The organism is Schleiferilactobacillus harbinensis (assembly GCF_008694105.1).
Classification (GTDB): Bacteria; Bacillota; Bacilli; order Lactobacillales; family Lactobacillaceae; genus Schleiferilactobacillus; species Schleiferilactobacillus harbinensis.
On sequence record NZ_CP041364.1, the window covers coordinates 907,612 to 923,675 of the forward strand.

Consider the following 16,064-nt stretch of genomic DNA (forward strand, 5'->3'; position numbering starts at 1 on the left):
TGACCCGTCACGGTTCGTAGGCCAAAATGGGGAGTAACAAGAATGGAGTGACCCGCATGGCATTAATCGACCATATGAAAAAAGAGCTGGGCGCACTGAAGCCCAGTGATATTTTGGCTTTCAACCACGATATCAGCCAAATTCCCGATATCATTAAATTGACTCTGGGCGAACCGGACTTCAATACCCCAGACCACGTCAAATTGGCAGCCATTGGCGCCATTCAGCAAAATGACAGCCACTACACCGCCTCTGCCGGCCTGCCCGGTTTGCGCCAAGCAGCGAGTGATTTTCTCTACAATAAATACCACACCCGCTACGACCCGGCGACCCAGCTGCAAATTACTGCCGGCGTCACCGAGGGCGTGTTTGCGACGTTAACGTCGATCTTGAATCCTGGGGACAGCGTGATCATCCCGACTCCGATTTTCCCGCTGTACATCCCCATCACGATGCTCAACGGCGGCGAACCGGTTTTCGTCAATACCGCCGAAGACGGCTTTATTCTGCATCCAGAAAAGTTAGCCGCTGCCATTGACGCCCATGCTGACAGCGTCAAGGCCATCGTGCTCAACTTCCCGACTAATCCCACTGGCGTGACGTACAGCCGCGAAGACTTGGAGAAAATTGCTGACGTCGTGCGGGGCAAAGATATCTTTGTGATCAGCGACGAAATCTATTCTGAACTGACTTATTCCGGCCAGCACGTGTCCATGGGCGAGATTTTGCCTGAACAGACGATTGTTCTGAACGGGGTGTCTAAGTCCCACGCGATGACCGGCTGGCGGATCGGTTTGATTGCCGGTCCCGCGGACGTCATGGCCCAAATCGGCAAGGTCCACCAGTTCATGATCACGTCGGCGACCACCAACGCGCAAGTGGCCGCAGAGGAGGCCTTCAAGAATGGCCAAAACGACGCGGAACCGATGCGCCAAGCCTATATTGAACGGCGGGATTACCTCGTGCCGGCGTTGGAGAAAATGGGCTTCTCCGTCGCCAAACCCGACGGCGCATTCTACGTCTTCGCAAAACTGCCCAAGCAGTTCGGCACCAGCAGCTGGGACTTCGCCCGGGCGCTGGCGCATGAGGCCAAAGTGGCGGTGATTCCTGGGGCTACTTTTGGTCCCGGCGGTGAAGGTTATGTGCGGATTTCTTACGCCACCAGCCTCGACTTGATCAAAGAAGCCGTGAAGCGGATGGCGGCCTTCGTGGCGGCACACCAGTAAACGTAACCTGTACTGAGAGGGATTAGATCAATAAAAAAACTGGAACGGAAGTCGAATGGCTTCAGTTCCAGTTTTTTTTAATAGCGCCAGTCTAACGGGTTAAACGACTCACGACAACATGTTGCGCCGCTTCTTTAAACGCTCCCTGCGAATAGGTATTCTTGACCGTCACGACATATTTGTCGCCATTGTGCAGGGCACCGTTTTTAACCCGCTTGCCCGTCTTTGTCGTCAAACTTTCGGTTATCCGGATACTTTTGATTTCTCGGTTTACTCTGGATAAGGCGTCGCGTTGCGCCTTGGTGAGTGATTTAGTTGGCCGATAGTCTGCGATTTTTAATCCGCCGCGAATGACTGACCCGCTGTGGTTGATCACGTCGGTCAACACGGTTTTTGCTAAACCTTGCTTCTTCGCCGATAATTCAGCAATGTTGCGATACAGACGCTGCTCGTCAATGCCGGCAGTGCCATGGCCATTCTGGCCGGCGATTGTGGTCAGAACCCCGCTAAAAACGGTGGCACTGATATTGGCCGAAGATGTGTCTGGATTGCCCGGTTGGCAGGCGGTTGCGACTAATCCAGAGAACACTACCGCCGCCACTGTCAGCAGCAATTTTTTCATTTTCATGTTGCCACCCCCGCATACTGCTTACTCAACTCCACGCAAAGGCTGCTTCTCACAAAGAGTGTATCATGAAAACGAATTCTTTCGATGTGAAATGACTCGAGGACTATTTGATCTTCGCCCCGACAAAATTATAGTAATTCGTCGGTCCATAGGTCATCCCAGAAATCTTCTTGTTCACCAGATGGGCCTCCACCGTCTGATACAACGGAATCATCCCCTGTTCCTGAGTCAACAGCTTCTGCGCTTGGAGCAAGACCTGCCACCGCTTCGCCGGTTGGGTTGCGTACGTGGTCTTGCTTTCTTTGATTAGTTTGTCGTATTGCGCATTGTTCCATTTCCCCTGGTTATACGTGTTGTCACTGGTCATACAATCCAAAAAAGTGATGGGATCTGGGAAATCTGCGATCCAGCCGCTTAGATCCATACCGAAATCGCCGGAAAATTCCCGGTCCTGCTTGGTCTTGGCGGGCACTGCGCTGACGTTGACATGCATCCCGGGCAGCGCTGTTTCCAGCGCATTTTGGATATACTCGGCCGTCTTTTTATCACTGGTGCCGTCTCCCACCAGTAATGCAGTGGTAATACTCTTTTTGCCGGTTTCGGCTAACCCGTCAGTCCACAATTTCTTCGCCAACGCTGTATCGTAGGTCGAGTACTGTTCTGTGGTGGCCGCGGCTTCTTGATTGAAGTCCTTGCCAGTGGTCGGGTCCTTGGCCAAACCGATTGGTGTAAAGCCGGTGGCGGCAACTGAACCGTTTTGCAGGACTTTCTTAATAAATTCGTCTCGGTCCAGGGCATGAGAAATGGCTTGGCGGACCTTGGTGTTCTTGAAGGCCGGTTCGGTCTTTTCGTTCAGTTGGAGATACGTGGTCGCGGTCTGTTTCAGCCCTTTGTAATCCGGCATTGCCTTTGCCTGGGCGGCTTGATCGCCGGAAATAATGGCGTCATCCAGTTTGCCGGATTGGAAGAGATTCATCGCCGTGGATGCATCCTTGATCGCCGTTACATTGATCTGTTTGATGTGCACTTTTTTAGCGTTCCAGTAAGTGGGATTCTTAACTTCCTGCCAGCTGGTACTGGAGCCGTTCCAGTTCTTCAGAATGTAGGGGCCGTTGCTGACGAGAGTGCTGGCTTTTGTCCCATACTGTTTGCCATATTTGGCGATTACTTTCGCGTTTTCTGGATAGAAGAAGAAACTGGCCAGCATGGTATTGAAATACGGAATCGGATGGTCCAATGTCACTTGAAAAGTGTGCTGATCCAGGGCCTTCACACCCAGCGTCGCCGGCTTTTTCTTGCCGGCCATAATGGCATCCGCATTCTTGATTCCCGTGTACAAATAAGTGTATTGAGACTTCGTTTTCGGATCGATCGTTCGCCGCCAGCCGTAAACGAAGTCCTGGGCGGTCACTGGATCACCGTTGCTCCACTTTGCGGAACGCAGTTTGAAGGTATAAACGGTACCCTGATGCGTCGGCTTGACAATACTTTTGGCCAGGCCCGGTTGCAGATCCGTCCCGCCGTAGCGATACAATCCCTCCATCGTATCCGTAATCGCCTGGGCCGAAATCCCATCCACTGCCTTGGATGGATCCATACTCGTGATATTGTCCTTTTCCATCCGGGACCACGTTGCCCCGGCGGCATTGGTGTTATCGGCTTTGGCATTCTGGCACCCAGCCAAGAGCAGCGCACTCCCCGCCGCACTCAGGACAACCCATTTCTTCAAACTCATCATAACCAACCTCCGCGTTAAATGTTAATATATGCACTTTAACGCAGATGTTGCGGTTGTACAATTTATAAATTTAGTAATATACATAAAATTATGAATAGTATTCAGTAAAGAAAAAAGCACCGCATTTCGCGGTGCCCTTGGTGTTTAAAAATTACTGACTAATACCCAAAGCGATTCGGGCGTAACGGCTCATGAGTTCCGGAGTCCATTGCGGATACCAAACTAATTGCACGTCCACGTCCTTCACTTCCGGCACCTTCTTCTCCACCGTGTCCACGATTGCGTCGTAGAGCATGTCCGACAACGGACAGCCCATGGTCGTCAGGGTCATCTGAATTTCGCAGTTGTTGTCGTCGTCCACGTCCACGTGGTAGATCAATCCCAGATTGACGATATCGATCCCCAATTCCGGATCGATGACGTCCTCCAGTGCAGTGAGGATTCGGTCGTCTAATGCTTCCGTATCCTTGTTCGGTTTCTCTTCTGCCATCGTGCATCCCTCCGTTCTTAACTATTGTCAGTATAGCCGCTTCGGCCGGATTTGCCTAGTATTGTGTACGACCAATCACAAAGCGGTGAATTGCACCGGGTGCTGCCCGTCAAGCAGCGGCAACAACGGTAAGAAAGGTGCCGGGATCGTCCCCAAGTAATTGCTGGTGGGCGAAAACGGCAGGTCTGTTTTGGCAATGTCAATTTCGCCGTGGTACCGGCCTGCCAGATCGTTCTCAATCGTGACAGTCCCCGCTGGCCGATCTAACACTGGGCCAACCGGGGTCGCCTGGCGCGGTGTTTGGATCCGGACCATTCCCGGACTCACTTCCCGCCGAACCTTCAGCGGGTCGCTGGGCAGCTGGGTCGTCCCCGCCACCGGCAAGGTGATCACGCCGTCTTGGCTGAACCGTTGGATCCATGCCAGGCTTTGAGCGGTTAACTGGCTGTCCCCCACGTAGATCCACTCGACGCCATAACGCAGGGCCATTTCTAAGTATGCCGCGTAAGAGTTGAAGCCCCGCTGATGTTCCAATGTGGGTACCCCAGCATAGACCGGATACCGCTTCAAACCATCGCCGGGGATGAAGGCCAGCAATGGAATTTCCCACTCTTGGAACAGCTTGTTCTTTTCCGCAAAATATGCCGCTGTCAGCCCTGTGTCCGGTTTCGGATAGAAATTATGGGCGACGACCAGCTTGCGCAGGTCTACTCCCTCGACTTGCAAGGCGTTGAGAAAATCAACTTGCACGATGGAGGCGTTGAGCACTACCGTGAAGTGCTTTTGCAATTTGCGGATCAGGGCCGGGTCATCAAAGCCGTAATCCAGCCGCAGGGAATGGAAACCCTGAGCGTAAATGCCATTGAAATCATTGTCAGCCAGCCCCAGCTTTTTGAACGTGGCCGGGGAAATATCCACGATGACGTTGAGGTCCAGGGCATGGACGGCCTGCTGCAATGTGCGCAGTCCCTGGGTGAATTCCGTCGGGGTGTCTTCAGGGATTTGCAGCGAGGTGAATACCTCACGGACACCCGCGGCCGCCGCCTGCTTTAAATAATCAGGATCAATATCTTTCGGATACGCAGAAATACCAAGCATTAAGGTCTTCCTTTCTCATTCAATTCAATGCCGGCGGGGCTGGACCCGGTGCAGCGTCTCAAACGAGGTTTGAATGCGCTGGACGTGGTCTTTGTAGCGCCGCTGGAAATACCGGTAATACACTAAATCAATGGCGTAGAGCTGGGCCATTAAACTGGTGGTGGCGGCGGTGCGCATTTGCCCGGTAATCGAGGTGGGCTGCGTGACCAGCACGATGTCTGCCATTTTCGCCAGCGTACTCTTGGGGGCTTTAGTCAAGACGATCGTGGTCAGCCCTGCCGGCACACTTTTAGCAATCGTCACCACGTTGGGATTTTCCCCACTGTTGGAAATCAGCACAACGACGCCCGGCGCCGGTTGGTTCACGAGATGGGCGATCACTTCATCAATATCCCGCCCCAGAAAAGGGGCCAGGCCCAGCCGGGAAAACTTCTGCACAAAGTCTGTCGCTGCCAACAGCGATGCCCCAATCCCGTAGACACTCATGCTTTGACTAGCGGCCAATTGGGCGACAGCCGCGTCCACTTGGTCATTGGCCAGCGATTGGTTGGTATCCGTGAGCGTCTGGCGAATCCGTAATGACAGCTTATCCTTCATCATAGCCAGATCCTCATGGGGCGTGATCTCTTGCAGCAGCAACGGATCGGTGTGCTGTTCGGCGGATAATTGAATTTTAAAATCAGCATATCCTGCGGTCCCCATCCGCCGGGCAAAACGGACCACGGTGGCCGGACTGGCGCCGGCCGCTTGGGCCAGGGCCTTGGTGTTCATTTGCAATACCTTTTCTGGATGGGCCAGCACATACTTCCCCACTGCACGTTCGGTCCCGCTGAAATCGGGCAGCCGTTCTTGGATCGCCAGCAACATATTCGCCGCCATCGGCCATTCCCCCCTTAGGTTGATACCTCTATTATGCCAGGTGATGCAACCGTTCTCAATCCTTTTGAAACAATTATTGAAAATTTCTGAAACCAAATTTCATAAGCCGATAACGTGACAACGGTCTCACGGACTGGTAGAATGTTTAGCTAAATATACCAAAAAGAAAGCGGTGGTTGATGTTGTCAAGAAAATTGATTGCGCTAGACCTGGATGGAACGACCCTGAACGAAGCGTCCCAGATTAGTGAGCGCACGCGGCAAGTGCTGCAAGCGGCGGATGCCGCCGGCCATATCGTGACCATTGCCACCGGCCGGCCTAACGCCGTGAGTGTCCAATATTACGATGCGTTGGGTCTCAGTACCCCGATGATCAACTTCAATGGCGCCTTGGTCCACATTCCTCATCAGCACTGGGCGGGCGAATACGAGCGGCGCCTGCCCCAACAGGCGGTGGGAGAAATTCTCGCCATGCGCGACCGGTATCACATCGGACTGGTCGCGGCTGAAGGCAAGAACATGATGCTGGTGGATACGGATGATCCCTCCTTGCTGGACAGTATGCCGATCTCGGTGGCCGAAAGCCGGCCATTGTCGGCGGCTTCCCTGCCGGCTGCACCCACCTCATTGATGGTCGTCATTCCCACGCAGGCGGGGGTTGATATGGCCGCCGAGATCATGGCCGATTTTCCCAGTGTGAACGTCAATACCTGGGGCGGCCCGGAGAACCGGGATCTCAGCGTACTGGAAATCATCCATGCTGGTGTGGAAAAGACCACGGGCATCAACTATTTAGCAGAACGGTACCACATTCCCCATGAAGATATCATGGCCTTTGGGGATCAGTTTAATGACCTGGACATGCTGCGCCATGCCGGCTGGGGTGTCGCCATGGCGAATGGCACGGACGCCGTGAAGGCCGTGGCCAACGATGTGACCCCATTGACCAATGAGGAAGACGGCATGGCGAATTATTTAGCCGACTACCTGCACCTGCATGTGGATGCTTTGCTGGCTCAAAAAAATGCCTAACCCAGGAATTATTGCCCGGGCTGGGCATTTTCTTTCAGTGCCAGTTACTGGTCTTCGTCTTTCATCACGCCGCCGACGGAATAACGATTATTCGCCATTTCGTTCAGGACGATGTGGACATGTTCAGCCGGTGCGCCGGTGTTCTTCACGATGGCTGCGGTCACGTCTTTGACCAGTTGATGCAGCTGGTCTTCTGACCGGCCAGCAAGCAGGTCGATATGCACTAAGGGCATGGTCTCTCCTTCTTTCTTTGGGATGGGACAATTATAATGGTGCGTATACGTCAAGCACAAGGAGTGATTGAATATAATGACAACAAAAGAAAATCAATTATGGCGAGCCTGCACCAGTATTCTGGTGGGTAAAAATGCCAGCGCCGACGGGTCCGTAATCATCGGCCGCAACGAAGACAGCAAACCGGCCTGGCCCAAGCATTTTCGGCAAATGGCGGCGCCCATGCCCTACACCTTCACGTCCAAGGATACCGGCTTCACCATCAAATTAACCGAACCCGGGGTCCGCTACACGGCAACGCCGGAATGGACAGCGGAATACGGCGTCTTTGCCGAAGATGGGATCAACGGTTACGGCGTCGCCATGAGTGCGACCGAAAGTGCCTATGCCAATCCCCGGGTGCTGGCCTATGACCCGCTGAACCCCAAGGGTATTGGTGAGGAAGCCATGATCACCGTGGTTCTGCCCTACATTCATTCCGCCCGGGAAGGTGTCACGCGCCTGGGCCAAATCGTCAGCCAATACGGTACCAGTGAAAGCAACGGGATTCTCTTCGCTGATCAGCAGGAAGCTTGGTATTTGGAAACCGGCTCTGGTCATCATTGGGTCGCCCAGCGCATTCCCGACGATGCGTATGCGGTGGTCGCTAATGAACTCAGTATTGAAGCCATTGACTTTGCCGATACGGATAACTTCATTGTGTCTGATGGCATCGCTCAATTTGCCGCTGACCATCACTTGTGGCGTGAAAACACCCCCTTCATCTTCCGGGACATTTTCGGCACCAATAATGCGGCTGATGCCGTTTATAACTGGCCCCGGGTCGTTGCCGGCCAGCAATTGCTGACACCAAGTGCTGGCGCCCAATTCGGTCAAACCAATTTGCCTTTCCTGCGCCGCCCAGATCGGCCAATCCAAATCGACGATGCGATGCGCGTCCTGGCCAACCACTACGAGCAGACGCCTTATGACCCGGCCACAAAGAGTTCGGATGCCCACAAGTACCGGCCCATCAGCCTGGCCAACACCCAAGAGTCGCATCTGCTGCAGTTGCGGCCCAACGTAGACAACGGCATTGCCGGAATTCATTGGTTGGCGATGGGTGTCGCCGCTGAAAGTATCTATGTCCCCTTCTACGCTGGCATCACCGACACACCGACCGACTATCAAAAGGGCGCCCTGCCCTACAGTGCTGATTCAGCGTACTGGCGCTATAAGTTGCTGGGCATCCTCGCCGACCGCGATTTTGGCCGCCATAAGAAAGCTATTGGCGACTTGCAGGACACACTGCTGGCCAAGCACCTTGGGCTGATTGCCGCGACAGATCAACAGCTTGCAGAAGCTGCCGACGTGCGGGCTCTGGTGACGACAGCAAGCAATGAAGCTGCCCAGATTGCCCGGGAGGCAACGGATCAATTGATTGCCGAGCTGATTACTGAGGCGACCAAGGTATCGCCGCTGCGGTTTCAAGTTGATCCGAATTTGTAAAAAAATAGGACCAGGCTGAGTGATTGGCCTGGTATTTTTGTGCACAAAAATGATCTTGCACTGATTAGTGTGCGAATTGGCAGCCTCCCCTAAACGGGCTCCGGCCGACAGCGGCTAGGGCATAAGGACCAGGATGCAGAAAACCTAAGTGCGGGTTTTCTGCATCCTGGTCCTTATGCCTACGCCGCTAACCGTCGGCCTGCGCCCTCTCACAAAAAACGAGGCCTCAACCTGCTCGGTCAAGTCCTCGATCAATAGTGCATGACACTGAATGCCCGCATTAGCTTACTTATGTCCTTGGTTCCCAGATTCTGGATCCACCGGCATATCCGCCCGCGCAGTCGCTTCCAGCTCGGTTTGCAACCGGCGCAGTTCAGCGACTTGGGACTCGATGGAACCCAGCATCTGCATTTGAATTTTCGCAATTTGCATTTGATTGGGTGTATCTTCTTGAATAATGTGATCGATCTTGGAGTGAAGCATCCGAATTTCTTCTTCTGACTTCAGATTCACATGGTAATCGTTGCGTGATTCCATGCGGTCATATTCACCGGACCGATTCTGGCTCATCATGATCAATGGTGCTTGAATCGCGGCCACCATACTCAAGAACAGGTTGAGCAGGATGAACGGAAACGAATCAAAATGGACACCGAACAGATGCAATCCGTTCACAAGAATCCACACGACCATGATGGACACGAAGGTGATGATAAACGGCCAACTGCCCCCGAAGTGCGCAACAGCATCCGCAACACGCTGACCAAATGTAAGCGAGTCTTCCAATTGCTCACGGACATCCACCACATTGTAAGTATCCCGTTGCATAACCCGGGTCAACTTCTTATTCAGCTTGTGGTTTTGATCATAGTCCTTCGCAATCATCTGATCCATTTTCAGTAACCGATAATGGACCAAATGCTCACTACAAATAAAGTCTTGGTTTGTCGCCTTTGGGAAGTCCCGACGAATCAACGCCCTGAGAGGACCTTCCAAGTCTCCTAGGAACACACCGTCTGCTAAGTCAAAAGGCTTTTGATCTACCAGACAGCGAACGGCACGTTCAACTTTTTGTTCAGTCAAACAAACAACTCCTCAGTTGAACATAAGGTGGGCTAATGCGTATCTAGACTGGCTCTTTGAGCCCTGCCTACTTGCAGGGTCATCGCCACTCGCTGATGATTTGTGTGACTCAGACATTTAACCCACCTGCCTTTCCTAAGATCCCTAGTTAACAACTTACCGCCATTTATACTAGGCCCTGCTCGCAGGATTGTCAACGCATGGGGGCTGGTGTTGGGTTACAAAAGTGCGACGATTTTGTGACGAAACCGCCGCCAAACGGTCTTCCGCTGTGCTATAGTAGCGAAAGAGACGATTAATGCAAAGGAGTTTTTCCCATGCCGCTTTACGATCAGCACATGCATACCCAGTATTCTTTTGATTCTGAGGCCCAGTTGCGGGACTATTTGGCGCAAACTGCGGGGCCGGTCATTACGACGGAACACTTAGAGTTCGCCAATCCGGACGACGGCGGCCGGGATGATATCCCGGACTATGCGGCCATGCGGGCAACGCAGCAGAAACTAAGCCGGGAATTCCCCAACCGCTTGTTACTCGGCATCGAGGCGGGATATTACGCGCCCGCCGTCAATCAGTTGCGGGCGTATTTGGCTGCCCACCCCTTCGATCTGACCTTGCTGAGTTTTCACCATGACGGCCAGCATGATTTTCAGGACGCGTATTTTCAAACGATTCCTTTACACGCCCACGTACTCACGTATTACCAGCGGATGCTGGCCGGACTGCAGGATTTCCACGACGCCGATGTATTCGCCCACTTTGACTATGGGCTGCGGATCGTGGATGTAACGCCGGCGCAACTGACAGCCTGGGCGAAGCCAGTGCTGGATCAGATCTTTGCGCTGATCGCGCAAAACGGTTTGGCCTTTGAAGTGAACACCAAATCAATGTTCAAATGGCACAATGCGGCCCTCTATGACCTGGTCATTCCCTGGTATCAGGCCGCCGGGGGCCGGTTATTCACAATCGGCAGCGATGCTCATGAAAAAGAAAGCTACCGCAACCATTTTGCGGAGGCGGTGGCATTGCTGCAGGACCACCATGTGGACCAGATCGCGACGTATACTCAGCATCAGCCGACCATGGTTGCCATTTAAGAGAGAAATAGAGCCTCCCAATTGGAAGCTCTATTTATTTGCCAAAAACCGCCATTTTCTCCCCGTTATTATCGTCCACTCGGTGCAGATCGCGGAAGCCATGCTGAAAATAGAATCGTTCGGCCTCCGTATTCTCACGTTCGTAACTCAAAACAATTGTATCGACAGGCCAGTTGGTCATAATAAAGGCCTTCAACAGTTCTAAAAACGTTCCGCCCCACCCGTGATGCTGATACTGTGCATCAAGCATGAGCCGATCCAGCCAAATGTATCGCTCCTCAGTATTGAGCGCGCCAATCATGGCGAAGCCGACGACGGTGTCAGCCACCATCAATGCATAGGGGTGCCAATCGAAGCGTTTATCGAATCCAGCTTCCGCTAAGGATTGCGCGTTGGTCTCAATAAACTGAGTTTGTTCCGGGGCGACTTTCAATTTGAGGACCGGCCACAGATTATGGCCGTCTACGGGGGTGATTCGAAATTGGGGTTGCTCAGTCATTCGCCGCGCCCTCCTCAACTAACAAGTGTTGAAGCTCATTGACCAAATCGGCAACTTGTCGACCGGTTGTCGGCAGAATGCGGTTGGCACTGGCTTCATACCATGGCTGACGGTCCTGCAATAGGTCCGGCCAATCTTTTTTGAATAGCGGCCGGTCGGTGGTGCCGGCTAGGCGGCGATTAATTTCTGCCGGGGTCACGGTGAGCAGCACGACGGGAATGTCTAATGCGGCCAGCAAGGCCCGATTAGCGGCTTGGGTAATGATCCCGCCGCCGGTGGCAATGATGCCCGGGGTATGGGTCAAAGCGGTTTCCAGGGCAGCATGTTCCCGTTGGCGGAAACCAGTCTCCCCTTCTTGGGCAAAAATCGTATTGATTGAGCGGTGGGCGGCGGTCACAACCAAGTCATCGGTGTCATACACCGGCCATCCGGTGGCCGCCCTCAGCGCTTGACTGAGCGTTGTTTTTCCCGCGCCCATGAAGCCGATCAGAACCAGCTGCTGCATCATCTCGAGGTCACCAGCTTCGTCAGGTCATAGGTCAATTCAGGATAGGAGACGGCGACAACAGGCGGCACGGTGGTTGGCACCGGTGCGCCTGCCACCAGAGCAGCGGCAATTTGCAGCATCGCCATCCGGTGATCCGCCGGCAAGTCCGGCCATTGGTCGGGTGCGTGCAGGGCCACCGGACCCGGGACGACCCAACTGTCCCCCTGACGGTCAATGGTCGCGCCGCATGAGCGCAAAATGCTTTCGGTGGCCGCCCGCCGGTCTGATTCTTTCACGGCCAATTCGTCAATATGATGGATCACCGTGCGGCCCGCTGCTTGGGTCGCGGCCAGGGCCAATAAAGGCAATTCATCAATGGCCCGGGCACTTTCTGCCGCATCAACGGTGGTGCTGGTCAGCTTGGCACTGTTGACCTGCAATGTCCCCATTGGTTCAGCCGCAGCGGCTTGGGGAAAATCAACCACTTGAAAGTCGCCATTCATGCGCGCCAAAATATCGAGCAGCGTCGTTCGAGTGGGATTCAAGGAGAGCCCGGGCAATTGCAGTTGACTATCTGACAGCAATGTCGCCAAGACGATCCAGAACGCCGCCGTGGAGAAATCACTGGCCAGATCAATCTGCAATGGCTGCAAGGGGGCCTGCAACGGTTTGATGTGTACCGTGAGGCCTGTCCGTGAAATATCGGCGCCCGCCTTTTGCAGCAGCCGTTCCGTGTGATCCCGGGTATGCACCGGGCCCGTAACGGTGGTATCGCCGGTGGCCTGAAGACCTGCGAATAGGATGCCGGATTTTACTTGGGCACTGGCAACTGTTAATTGGATATCGGCTCCGTGCAACGTCCGCACGGGATGAATGCGAATAGGCAAATGCCCCTCAGTGGTGGCCATTTGGGCCCCCATCAAGCGCAACGGGTCGGTGATCCGGGCCATGGGCCGCTGGCTCAAGGAAGCGTCCCCTGTGAGCAGCAGCGGCGCTGGCGGGCAGGCCAACAACCCGAGCATCAGCCGGGTCGTTGTCCCCGAATTGTTCATCGCTAGGGCATTGGCTGGAGTCTGCCAGTGAAAGCCCCCTAACCCGTGGACAGTAATGTGCTGGCCGCTGCGTTCACTGGTTACCCCCAGTGCCGCCAGTACATCGATGGTCGTTTCCACATCGCCGCCATCCGGCAGGTGGTCAATGGTCGTATCGCCCTGGGCGATGGCGCCGATCATCAGCGCCCGGTGGGCAATACTTTTATCCCCCGGCAGCCGCAGTGATCCTTGTATTGTATGATCCATTAGTCATTCCTCCGATCCTGCATACGCTGGGCAAACTGCTGATAACTAGAGCGCAAATCGGCCAATGTGGCACTGCTGAATTGCGCGGTGATTTCTTGGGCTAACGTCAGCTGAACCATCGCCTGGGCGACCAAACTCGCCGCCGGCACGGCCGTTACATCCGCCCGTTCATTAACGGCTTGGGCGGTTTCATGGGTCGCAATATCCACTGTCGGCAAGCCCCGCGGCTGGGTGGGAATCGGCTTCATCGTGGCGTGAATCAGCAGCGGCTGGCCGCTGGTCATACCGCCTTCAAAGCCGCCGAGATGATTGGATGCCCGCGTGTAGCCGCCTTGCGGGGTCCAGGTGATATCATCCTGGGCGGCATTGCCGGCCATCTCGCCTAAGGCTGGGCCGTCGCCGAAACTCACCGCCTTGATGGCGGGGATGCTGACGATCGCTCCGGCCAAGCGGCCATCCAGCCGTTCCCGCCAATTCTGCATTGATCCAATACCGGGGATCAATCCGGCCACTTGGACCGTGATCTGCCCGCCAATCGTATGGTGGGCTGCTTTAGCCGCGTCCACAGCCCCATGGAACGCCGCCACTTGGCTGGTATCCGGCAGCCGCATATCGTTGCTCTCCACAACCGCGCGCAGTGTCGCCATGTTTGTTGGCCATTCCGTATCTGCGAGAGTCTGGCCGCCTAATCCAGTGACGTACCCGACCGCGTGAATTCCCAGCTGAGCCAGCAATTGTCCGGCAATACTGCCCAACGCCACGATCATCGCTGTGCTGCGGGCACTGGCACGTTCTAAGATATTGCGCAGATCCTGTTGATCATACTTCAGACCGCCTACTAGATCGGCATGCCCCGGCCGCGGTCGGGTCACGACCCGCAACTGATTGGGATTGTCAGCAGTTGCGCCCATGATTTTTTGCCAATGGGCATAGTCCCGGTTTTTGATGAGCAGTGCTAAGGGGCTGCCGGTGGTTCTCCCAGCACGCATCCCGGCGGTGATTGTGACGGTATCCTGTTCAATTTTCATCCGCCCGCCCCGGCCGTAGCCGTTTTGGCGTAAGGCTAATTGCTGATTGATGGCAGAAATATTCAGTGCGACATTGGCCGGCATGCCGGTAAGAATACCGGTGAGCATTGGTCCGTGGGATTCCCCGGCTGTTAAATACTGCAAAGACGATGTTCCTCTCTACGTTCAGTGATTAAGCATGTCTTCAGTTTATCACGGCGCGAGGGTCACGGGTAATTGACCCGGCAAGGGTTGGCCGGTGAACCAGTGGCTGAGCAGGACCGCGATTTCAATCGGAGCGGGTTCGTAGAGCGCGTAATATCCGGCTAACCGGGGCATATGCACTTGGTCGTAAGGATTGCGTACGCTGATGCCAATCGTTTTTCGGCCGGCAGCGGCCGGCAGTTGTTTTGCCCAGCGGACCATATCGTTATTGCTATTTTGAATGTTTTGGGTGAGGAGAAAAACGGCATCGGCGGCATTGGCGGCGGCTAAAATTTTCTCTGTGTCCCCTGGTACCAGCTGATACTCGTCAACTTTGGGGAAAACTGCCTGGAATGTGCCGCGCAGATTCGGCCGCTGGGTGAAATCGACCACTTTTGATTCAGTAATTTGGTTGGTGACCAGGACGATATGCTGAGCGGTGCGGAGCGTTGACACTACTGCTGGTGCTGCTTCCTGCCCAACGGTGACCGCCTGACGGTACACGTCATGGATGGCCTCCCTGTGCCGCTGGCGCAATGTGGTCAAGGAAATGGCTGGCGGCTCACCAATAGTTTGGATCATAGTTGCGATGCGGTCTGCACTGGCGTCCAAGGACAGCTCGGCTTGGTGCGCAGCCAGATACTCCAGCGTCGCCGTCTGCAAGGCCGCTGTATGACTGATCATGACCAGGTCTGCCCCGGCGTGCAAGGCCTGGTAAGCGGCTGCGGGGGGTGCCATGACGGATTGGACGCCCTGCATTTCTAAATCATCAGTGACGATTACGCCGCGATATCCGAGCTGCCGCCGCAGCACATCTTGAATCACGATTGGCGACAGGCTGGCCGGTAATCGGTCATTCCCTAATTGGGGCAGCAGAATATGGGCCAGCATGATGCTGGCCGACTTCTTGCTGGCCGCTCGGAACGGCACCAGCTCCGTGGCCAGCAATTCAGCCAAGGACTTATCGACGACGGGCAAGCCAAGATGGGAATCGACACTTGTATCCCCATGCCCTGGGAAATGTTTCAAAGTCGCCAGCATCCCCGCCGATTGGATGCCCCGGACCGCTTGTTGGACATAGGCGGCGACTCGGTGGGGATCGGCGCCGAAAGAGCGGACCCCGATCACCGGATTGGCCGGGTTGGTATTCACATCCGCATCCGGGGCCAGATTCCAGTTGACCCCCAGGGCCCGTAATTCTAACGCGGATGCGCGATACATCCGATAAGCATTGGCCGGTTCACCGGTGGCCGCAATGGTCATCGCACCGGGAAACAGGCTGGCATCCCGGTTGATACGACGAATCACACCATTTTCTTGGTCCAGCGCAATGAGCAATGGTTGGGTATAGCCAGCCGCTTGCGCAATGAGCTGCAATTCAGTGGTCAACGCTTGGAATTGCGCGGCGTCCTTGAAATTTCGGGCAAACAGTACCACGCCGGCAATATGCCACTCTTGAATGAGCTGCCGGGTGTGGTCGTCCACTGTTAGTCCAGGCAAACCGGCCAGCACATGGCGGCCAATTTCTTTCTTTTCCATCACGATATTTCCTCCTTGAACAAAAAGGAGCAGGCATT

Annotated in this window: 16 protein-coding genes; 4 read left to right on the plus strand and 12 right to left on the minus strand. The window is 54.6% G+C overall.

Annotated elements, in window-relative coordinates; genetic code table 11:
• Positions 1-56: 56 nt before the first annotated feature.
• Positions 57-1,226 (plus strand): aminotransferase class I/II-fold pyridoxal phosphate-dependent enzyme, encoded by a 1,170-nt coding sequence (locus FMM01_RS04700; RefSeq protein WP_150391797.1) that lies wholly within the window; start codon positions 57-59, stop codon positions 1,224-1,226.
• 91 nt (positions 1,227-1,317) lie between these two features.
• Here the strand turns inward: FMM01_RS04700 and FMM01_RS04705 are convergent, their stop codons facing one another.
• The 5 genes from FMM01_RS04705 to FMM01_RS04725 form a co-directional block, all read right to left on the minus strand.
• Positions 1,318-1,854, minus strand: a complete 537-nt coding sequence (locus tag FMM01_RS04705) for a hypothetical protein (protein WP_150391798.1) — start codon at positions 1,852-1,854, stop codon at positions 1,318-1,320.
• A gap of 103 nt (positions 1,855-1,957) precedes the next feature.
• The gene (locus tag FMM01_RS04710; RefSeq protein WP_150391799.1) at positions 1,958-3,589 is read right to left on the minus strand and encodes a peptide ABC transporter substrate-binding protein; all 1,632 of its coding nucleotides are present in this window, start codon (positions 3,587-3,589) and stop codon (positions 1,958-1,960) included.
• A 154-nt stretch (positions 3,590-3,743) separates the two neighbouring features.
• A complete protein-coding gene (locus FMM01_RS04715; protein ID WP_150391800.1) occupies positions 3,744-4,082 on the minus strand; it encodes a metal-sulfur cluster assembly factor in 339 nt (112 codons plus the stop codon).
• Between the two features lie 75 nt (positions 4,083-4,157).
• Positions 4,158-5,180, minus strand: coding sequence for a MupG family TIM beta-alpha barrel fold protein (locus FMM01_RS04720; RefSeq protein WP_150391801.1), 1,023 nt, complete (start codon positions 5,178-5,180; stop codon positions 4,158-4,160).
• 24 nt (positions 5,181-5,204) lie between these two features.
• Entirely contained in the window at positions 5,205-6,059 is an 855-nt protein-coding gene (locus FMM01_RS04725) for a MurR/RpiR family transcriptional regulator (protein WP_150391802.1), read from the minus strand.
• A gap of 179 nt (positions 6,060-6,238) precedes the next feature.
• Between FMM01_RS04725 and FMM01_RS04730 the strand changes: the two genes are divergently transcribed.
• Positions 6,239-7,090, plus strand: coding sequence for a Cof-type HAD-IIB family hydrolase (locus FMM01_RS04730; protein WP_051225236.1), 852 nt, complete (start codon positions 6,239-6,241; stop codon positions 7,088-7,090).
• A gap of 44 nt (positions 7,091-7,134) precedes the next feature.
• Here FMM01_RS04730 and FMM01_RS04735 read toward each other — a convergent pair whose 3' ends face one another.
• Positions 7,135-7,347 carry a 2-hydroxymuconate tautomerase gene (locus FMM01_RS04735; RefSeq protein ID WP_258457234.1) on the minus strand — a complete coding sequence of 71 codons (213 nt, stop codon included), beginning with the start codon at positions 7,345-7,347 and terminating at the stop codon, positions 7,135-7,137.
• A gap of 52 nt (positions 7,348-7,399) precedes the next feature.
• On the opposite strand from FMM01_RS04735, the gene FMM01_RS04740 reads away from it, so the two are divergent.
• A complete protein-coding gene (locus FMM01_RS04740) occupies positions 7,400-8,812 on the plus strand; it encodes a C69 family dipeptidase (RefSeq protein ID WP_150391803.1) in 1,413 nt (470 codons plus the stop codon).
• A 285-nt stretch (positions 8,813-9,097) separates the two neighbouring features.
• Here the strand turns inward: FMM01_RS04740 and FMM01_RS04745 are convergent, their stop codons facing one another.
• Entirely contained in the window at positions 9,098-9,895 is a 798-nt protein-coding gene (locus tag FMM01_RS04745) for a DUF1003 domain-containing protein (protein ID WP_146995126.1), read from the minus strand.
• Between the two features lie 317 nt (positions 9,896-10,212).
• Here FMM01_RS04745 and FMM01_RS04750 point away from each other — a divergent pair, with 317 nt between their 5' ends.
• Positions 10,213-10,992: a PHP domain-containing protein gene (locus tag FMM01_RS04750; protein ID WP_150391804.1), complete on the plus strand. Its 780-nt coding sequence runs from the start codon at positions 10,213-10,215 to the stop codon at positions 10,990-10,992.
• Between the two features lie 34 nt (positions 10,993-11,026).
• Here the strand turns inward: FMM01_RS04750 and FMM01_RS04755 are convergent, their stop codons facing one another.
• From FMM01_RS04755 to nagZ, 5 genes are read right to left on the minus strand one after another with little or no spacing between them, the layout of a single operon-like run.
• Positions 11,027-11,491 carry a GNAT family N-acetyltransferase gene (locus tag FMM01_RS04755; RefSeq protein ID WP_051225238.1) on the minus strand — a complete coding sequence of 155 codons (465 nt, stop codon included), beginning with the start codon at positions 11,489-11,491 and terminating at the stop codon, positions 11,027-11,029.
• Complete coding sequence (locus tag FMM01_RS04760; RefSeq protein ID WP_150391805.1) at positions 11,484-11,999, minus strand: shikimate kinase; 516 nt, start codon at positions 11,997-11,999, stop codon at positions 11,484-11,486. The genes FMM01_RS04755 and FMM01_RS04760 overlap by 8 nt, the downstream gene beginning before the upstream one ends.
• Entirely contained in the window at positions 11,996-13,276 is a 1,281-nt protein-coding gene (locus tag FMM01_RS04765; protein WP_146995122.1) for a 3-phosphoshikimate 1-carboxyvinyltransferase, read from the minus strand. Before FMM01_RS04765 ends, FMM01_RS04760 begins: the two co-directional genes overlap by 4 nt.
• Positions 13,276-14,448 carry a chorismate synthase gene (gene aroC / locus FMM01_RS04770; protein WP_150391806.1) on the minus strand — a complete coding sequence of 391 codons (1,173 nt, stop codon included), beginning with the start codon at positions 14,446-14,448 and terminating at the stop codon, positions 13,276-13,278. The genes FMM01_RS04765 and aroC overlap by 1 nt, the downstream gene beginning before the upstream one ends.
• A gap of 48 nt (positions 14,449-14,496) precedes the next feature.
• Positions 14,497-16,026, minus strand: a complete 1,530-nt coding sequence (gene nagZ / locus FMM01_RS04775; RefSeq protein ID WP_150391807.1) for a beta-N-acetylhexosaminidase — start codon at positions 16,024-16,026, stop codon at positions 14,497-14,499.
• Positions 16,027-16,064 lie beyond the last annotated feature (38 nt).

What these genes read in the sequence shown, in the direction of transcription:
- FMM01_RS04705 (WP_150391798.1), bottom strand. Translation starts at nt 1,854, where the DNA reads ATGAAAATGAAAAAATTGCTGCTGACAGTGGCGGCGGTAGTGTTCTCT.
- FMM01_RS04730 (WP_051225236.1), top strand. Translation starts at nt 6,239, where the DNA reads ATGTTGTCAAGAAAATTGATTGCGCTAGACCTGGATGGAACGACCCTG.
- FMM01_RS04720 (WP_150391801.1), bottom strand. Translation starts at nt 5,180, where the DNA reads ATGCTTGGTATTTCTGCGTATCCGAAAGATATTGATCCTGATTATTTA.
- FMM01_RS04750 (WP_150391804.1), top strand. Translation starts at nt 10,213, where the DNA reads ATGCCGCTTTACGATCAGCACATGCATACCCAGTATTCTTTTGATTCT.
- FMM01_RS04765 (WP_146995122.1), bottom strand. Translation starts at nt 13,276, where the DNA reads ATGGATCATACAATACAAGGATCACTGCGGCTGCCGGGGGATAAAAGT.
- FMM01_RS04710 (WP_150391799.1), bottom strand. Translation starts at nt 3,589, where the DNA reads ATGAGTTTGAAGAAATGGGTTGTCCTGAGTGCGGCGGGGAGTGCGCTG.
- FMM01_RS04740 (WP_150391803.1), top strand. Translation starts at nt 7,400, where the DNA reads ATGACAACAAAAGAAAATCAATTATGGCGAGCCTGCACCAGTATTCTG.
- FMM01_RS04725 (WP_150391802.1), bottom strand. Translation starts at nt 6,059, where the DNA reads ATGGCGGCGAATATGTTGCTGGCGATCCAAGAACGGCTGCCCGATTTC.
- FMM01_RS04760 (WP_150391805.1), bottom strand. Translation starts at nt 11,999, where the DNA reads ATGATGCAGCAGCTGGTTCTGATCGGCTTCATGGGCGCGGGAAAAACA.
- FMM01_RS04700 (WP_150391797.1), top strand. Translation starts at nt 57, where the DNA reads ATGGCATTAATCGACCATATGAAAAAAGAGCTGGGCGCACTGAAGCCC.
- FMM01_RS04755 (WP_051225238.1), bottom strand. Translation starts at nt 11,491, where the DNA reads ATGACTGAGCAACCCCAATTTCGAATCACCCCCGTAGACGGCCATAAT.
- nagZ (WP_150391807.1), bottom strand. Translation starts at nt 16,026, where the DNA reads ATGGAAAAGAAAGAAATTGGCCGCCATGTGCTGGCCGGTTTGCCTGGA.
- FMM01_RS04715 (WP_150391800.1), bottom strand. Translation starts at nt 4,082, where the DNA reads ATGGCAGAAGAGAAACCGAACAAGGATACGGAAGCATTAGACGACCGA.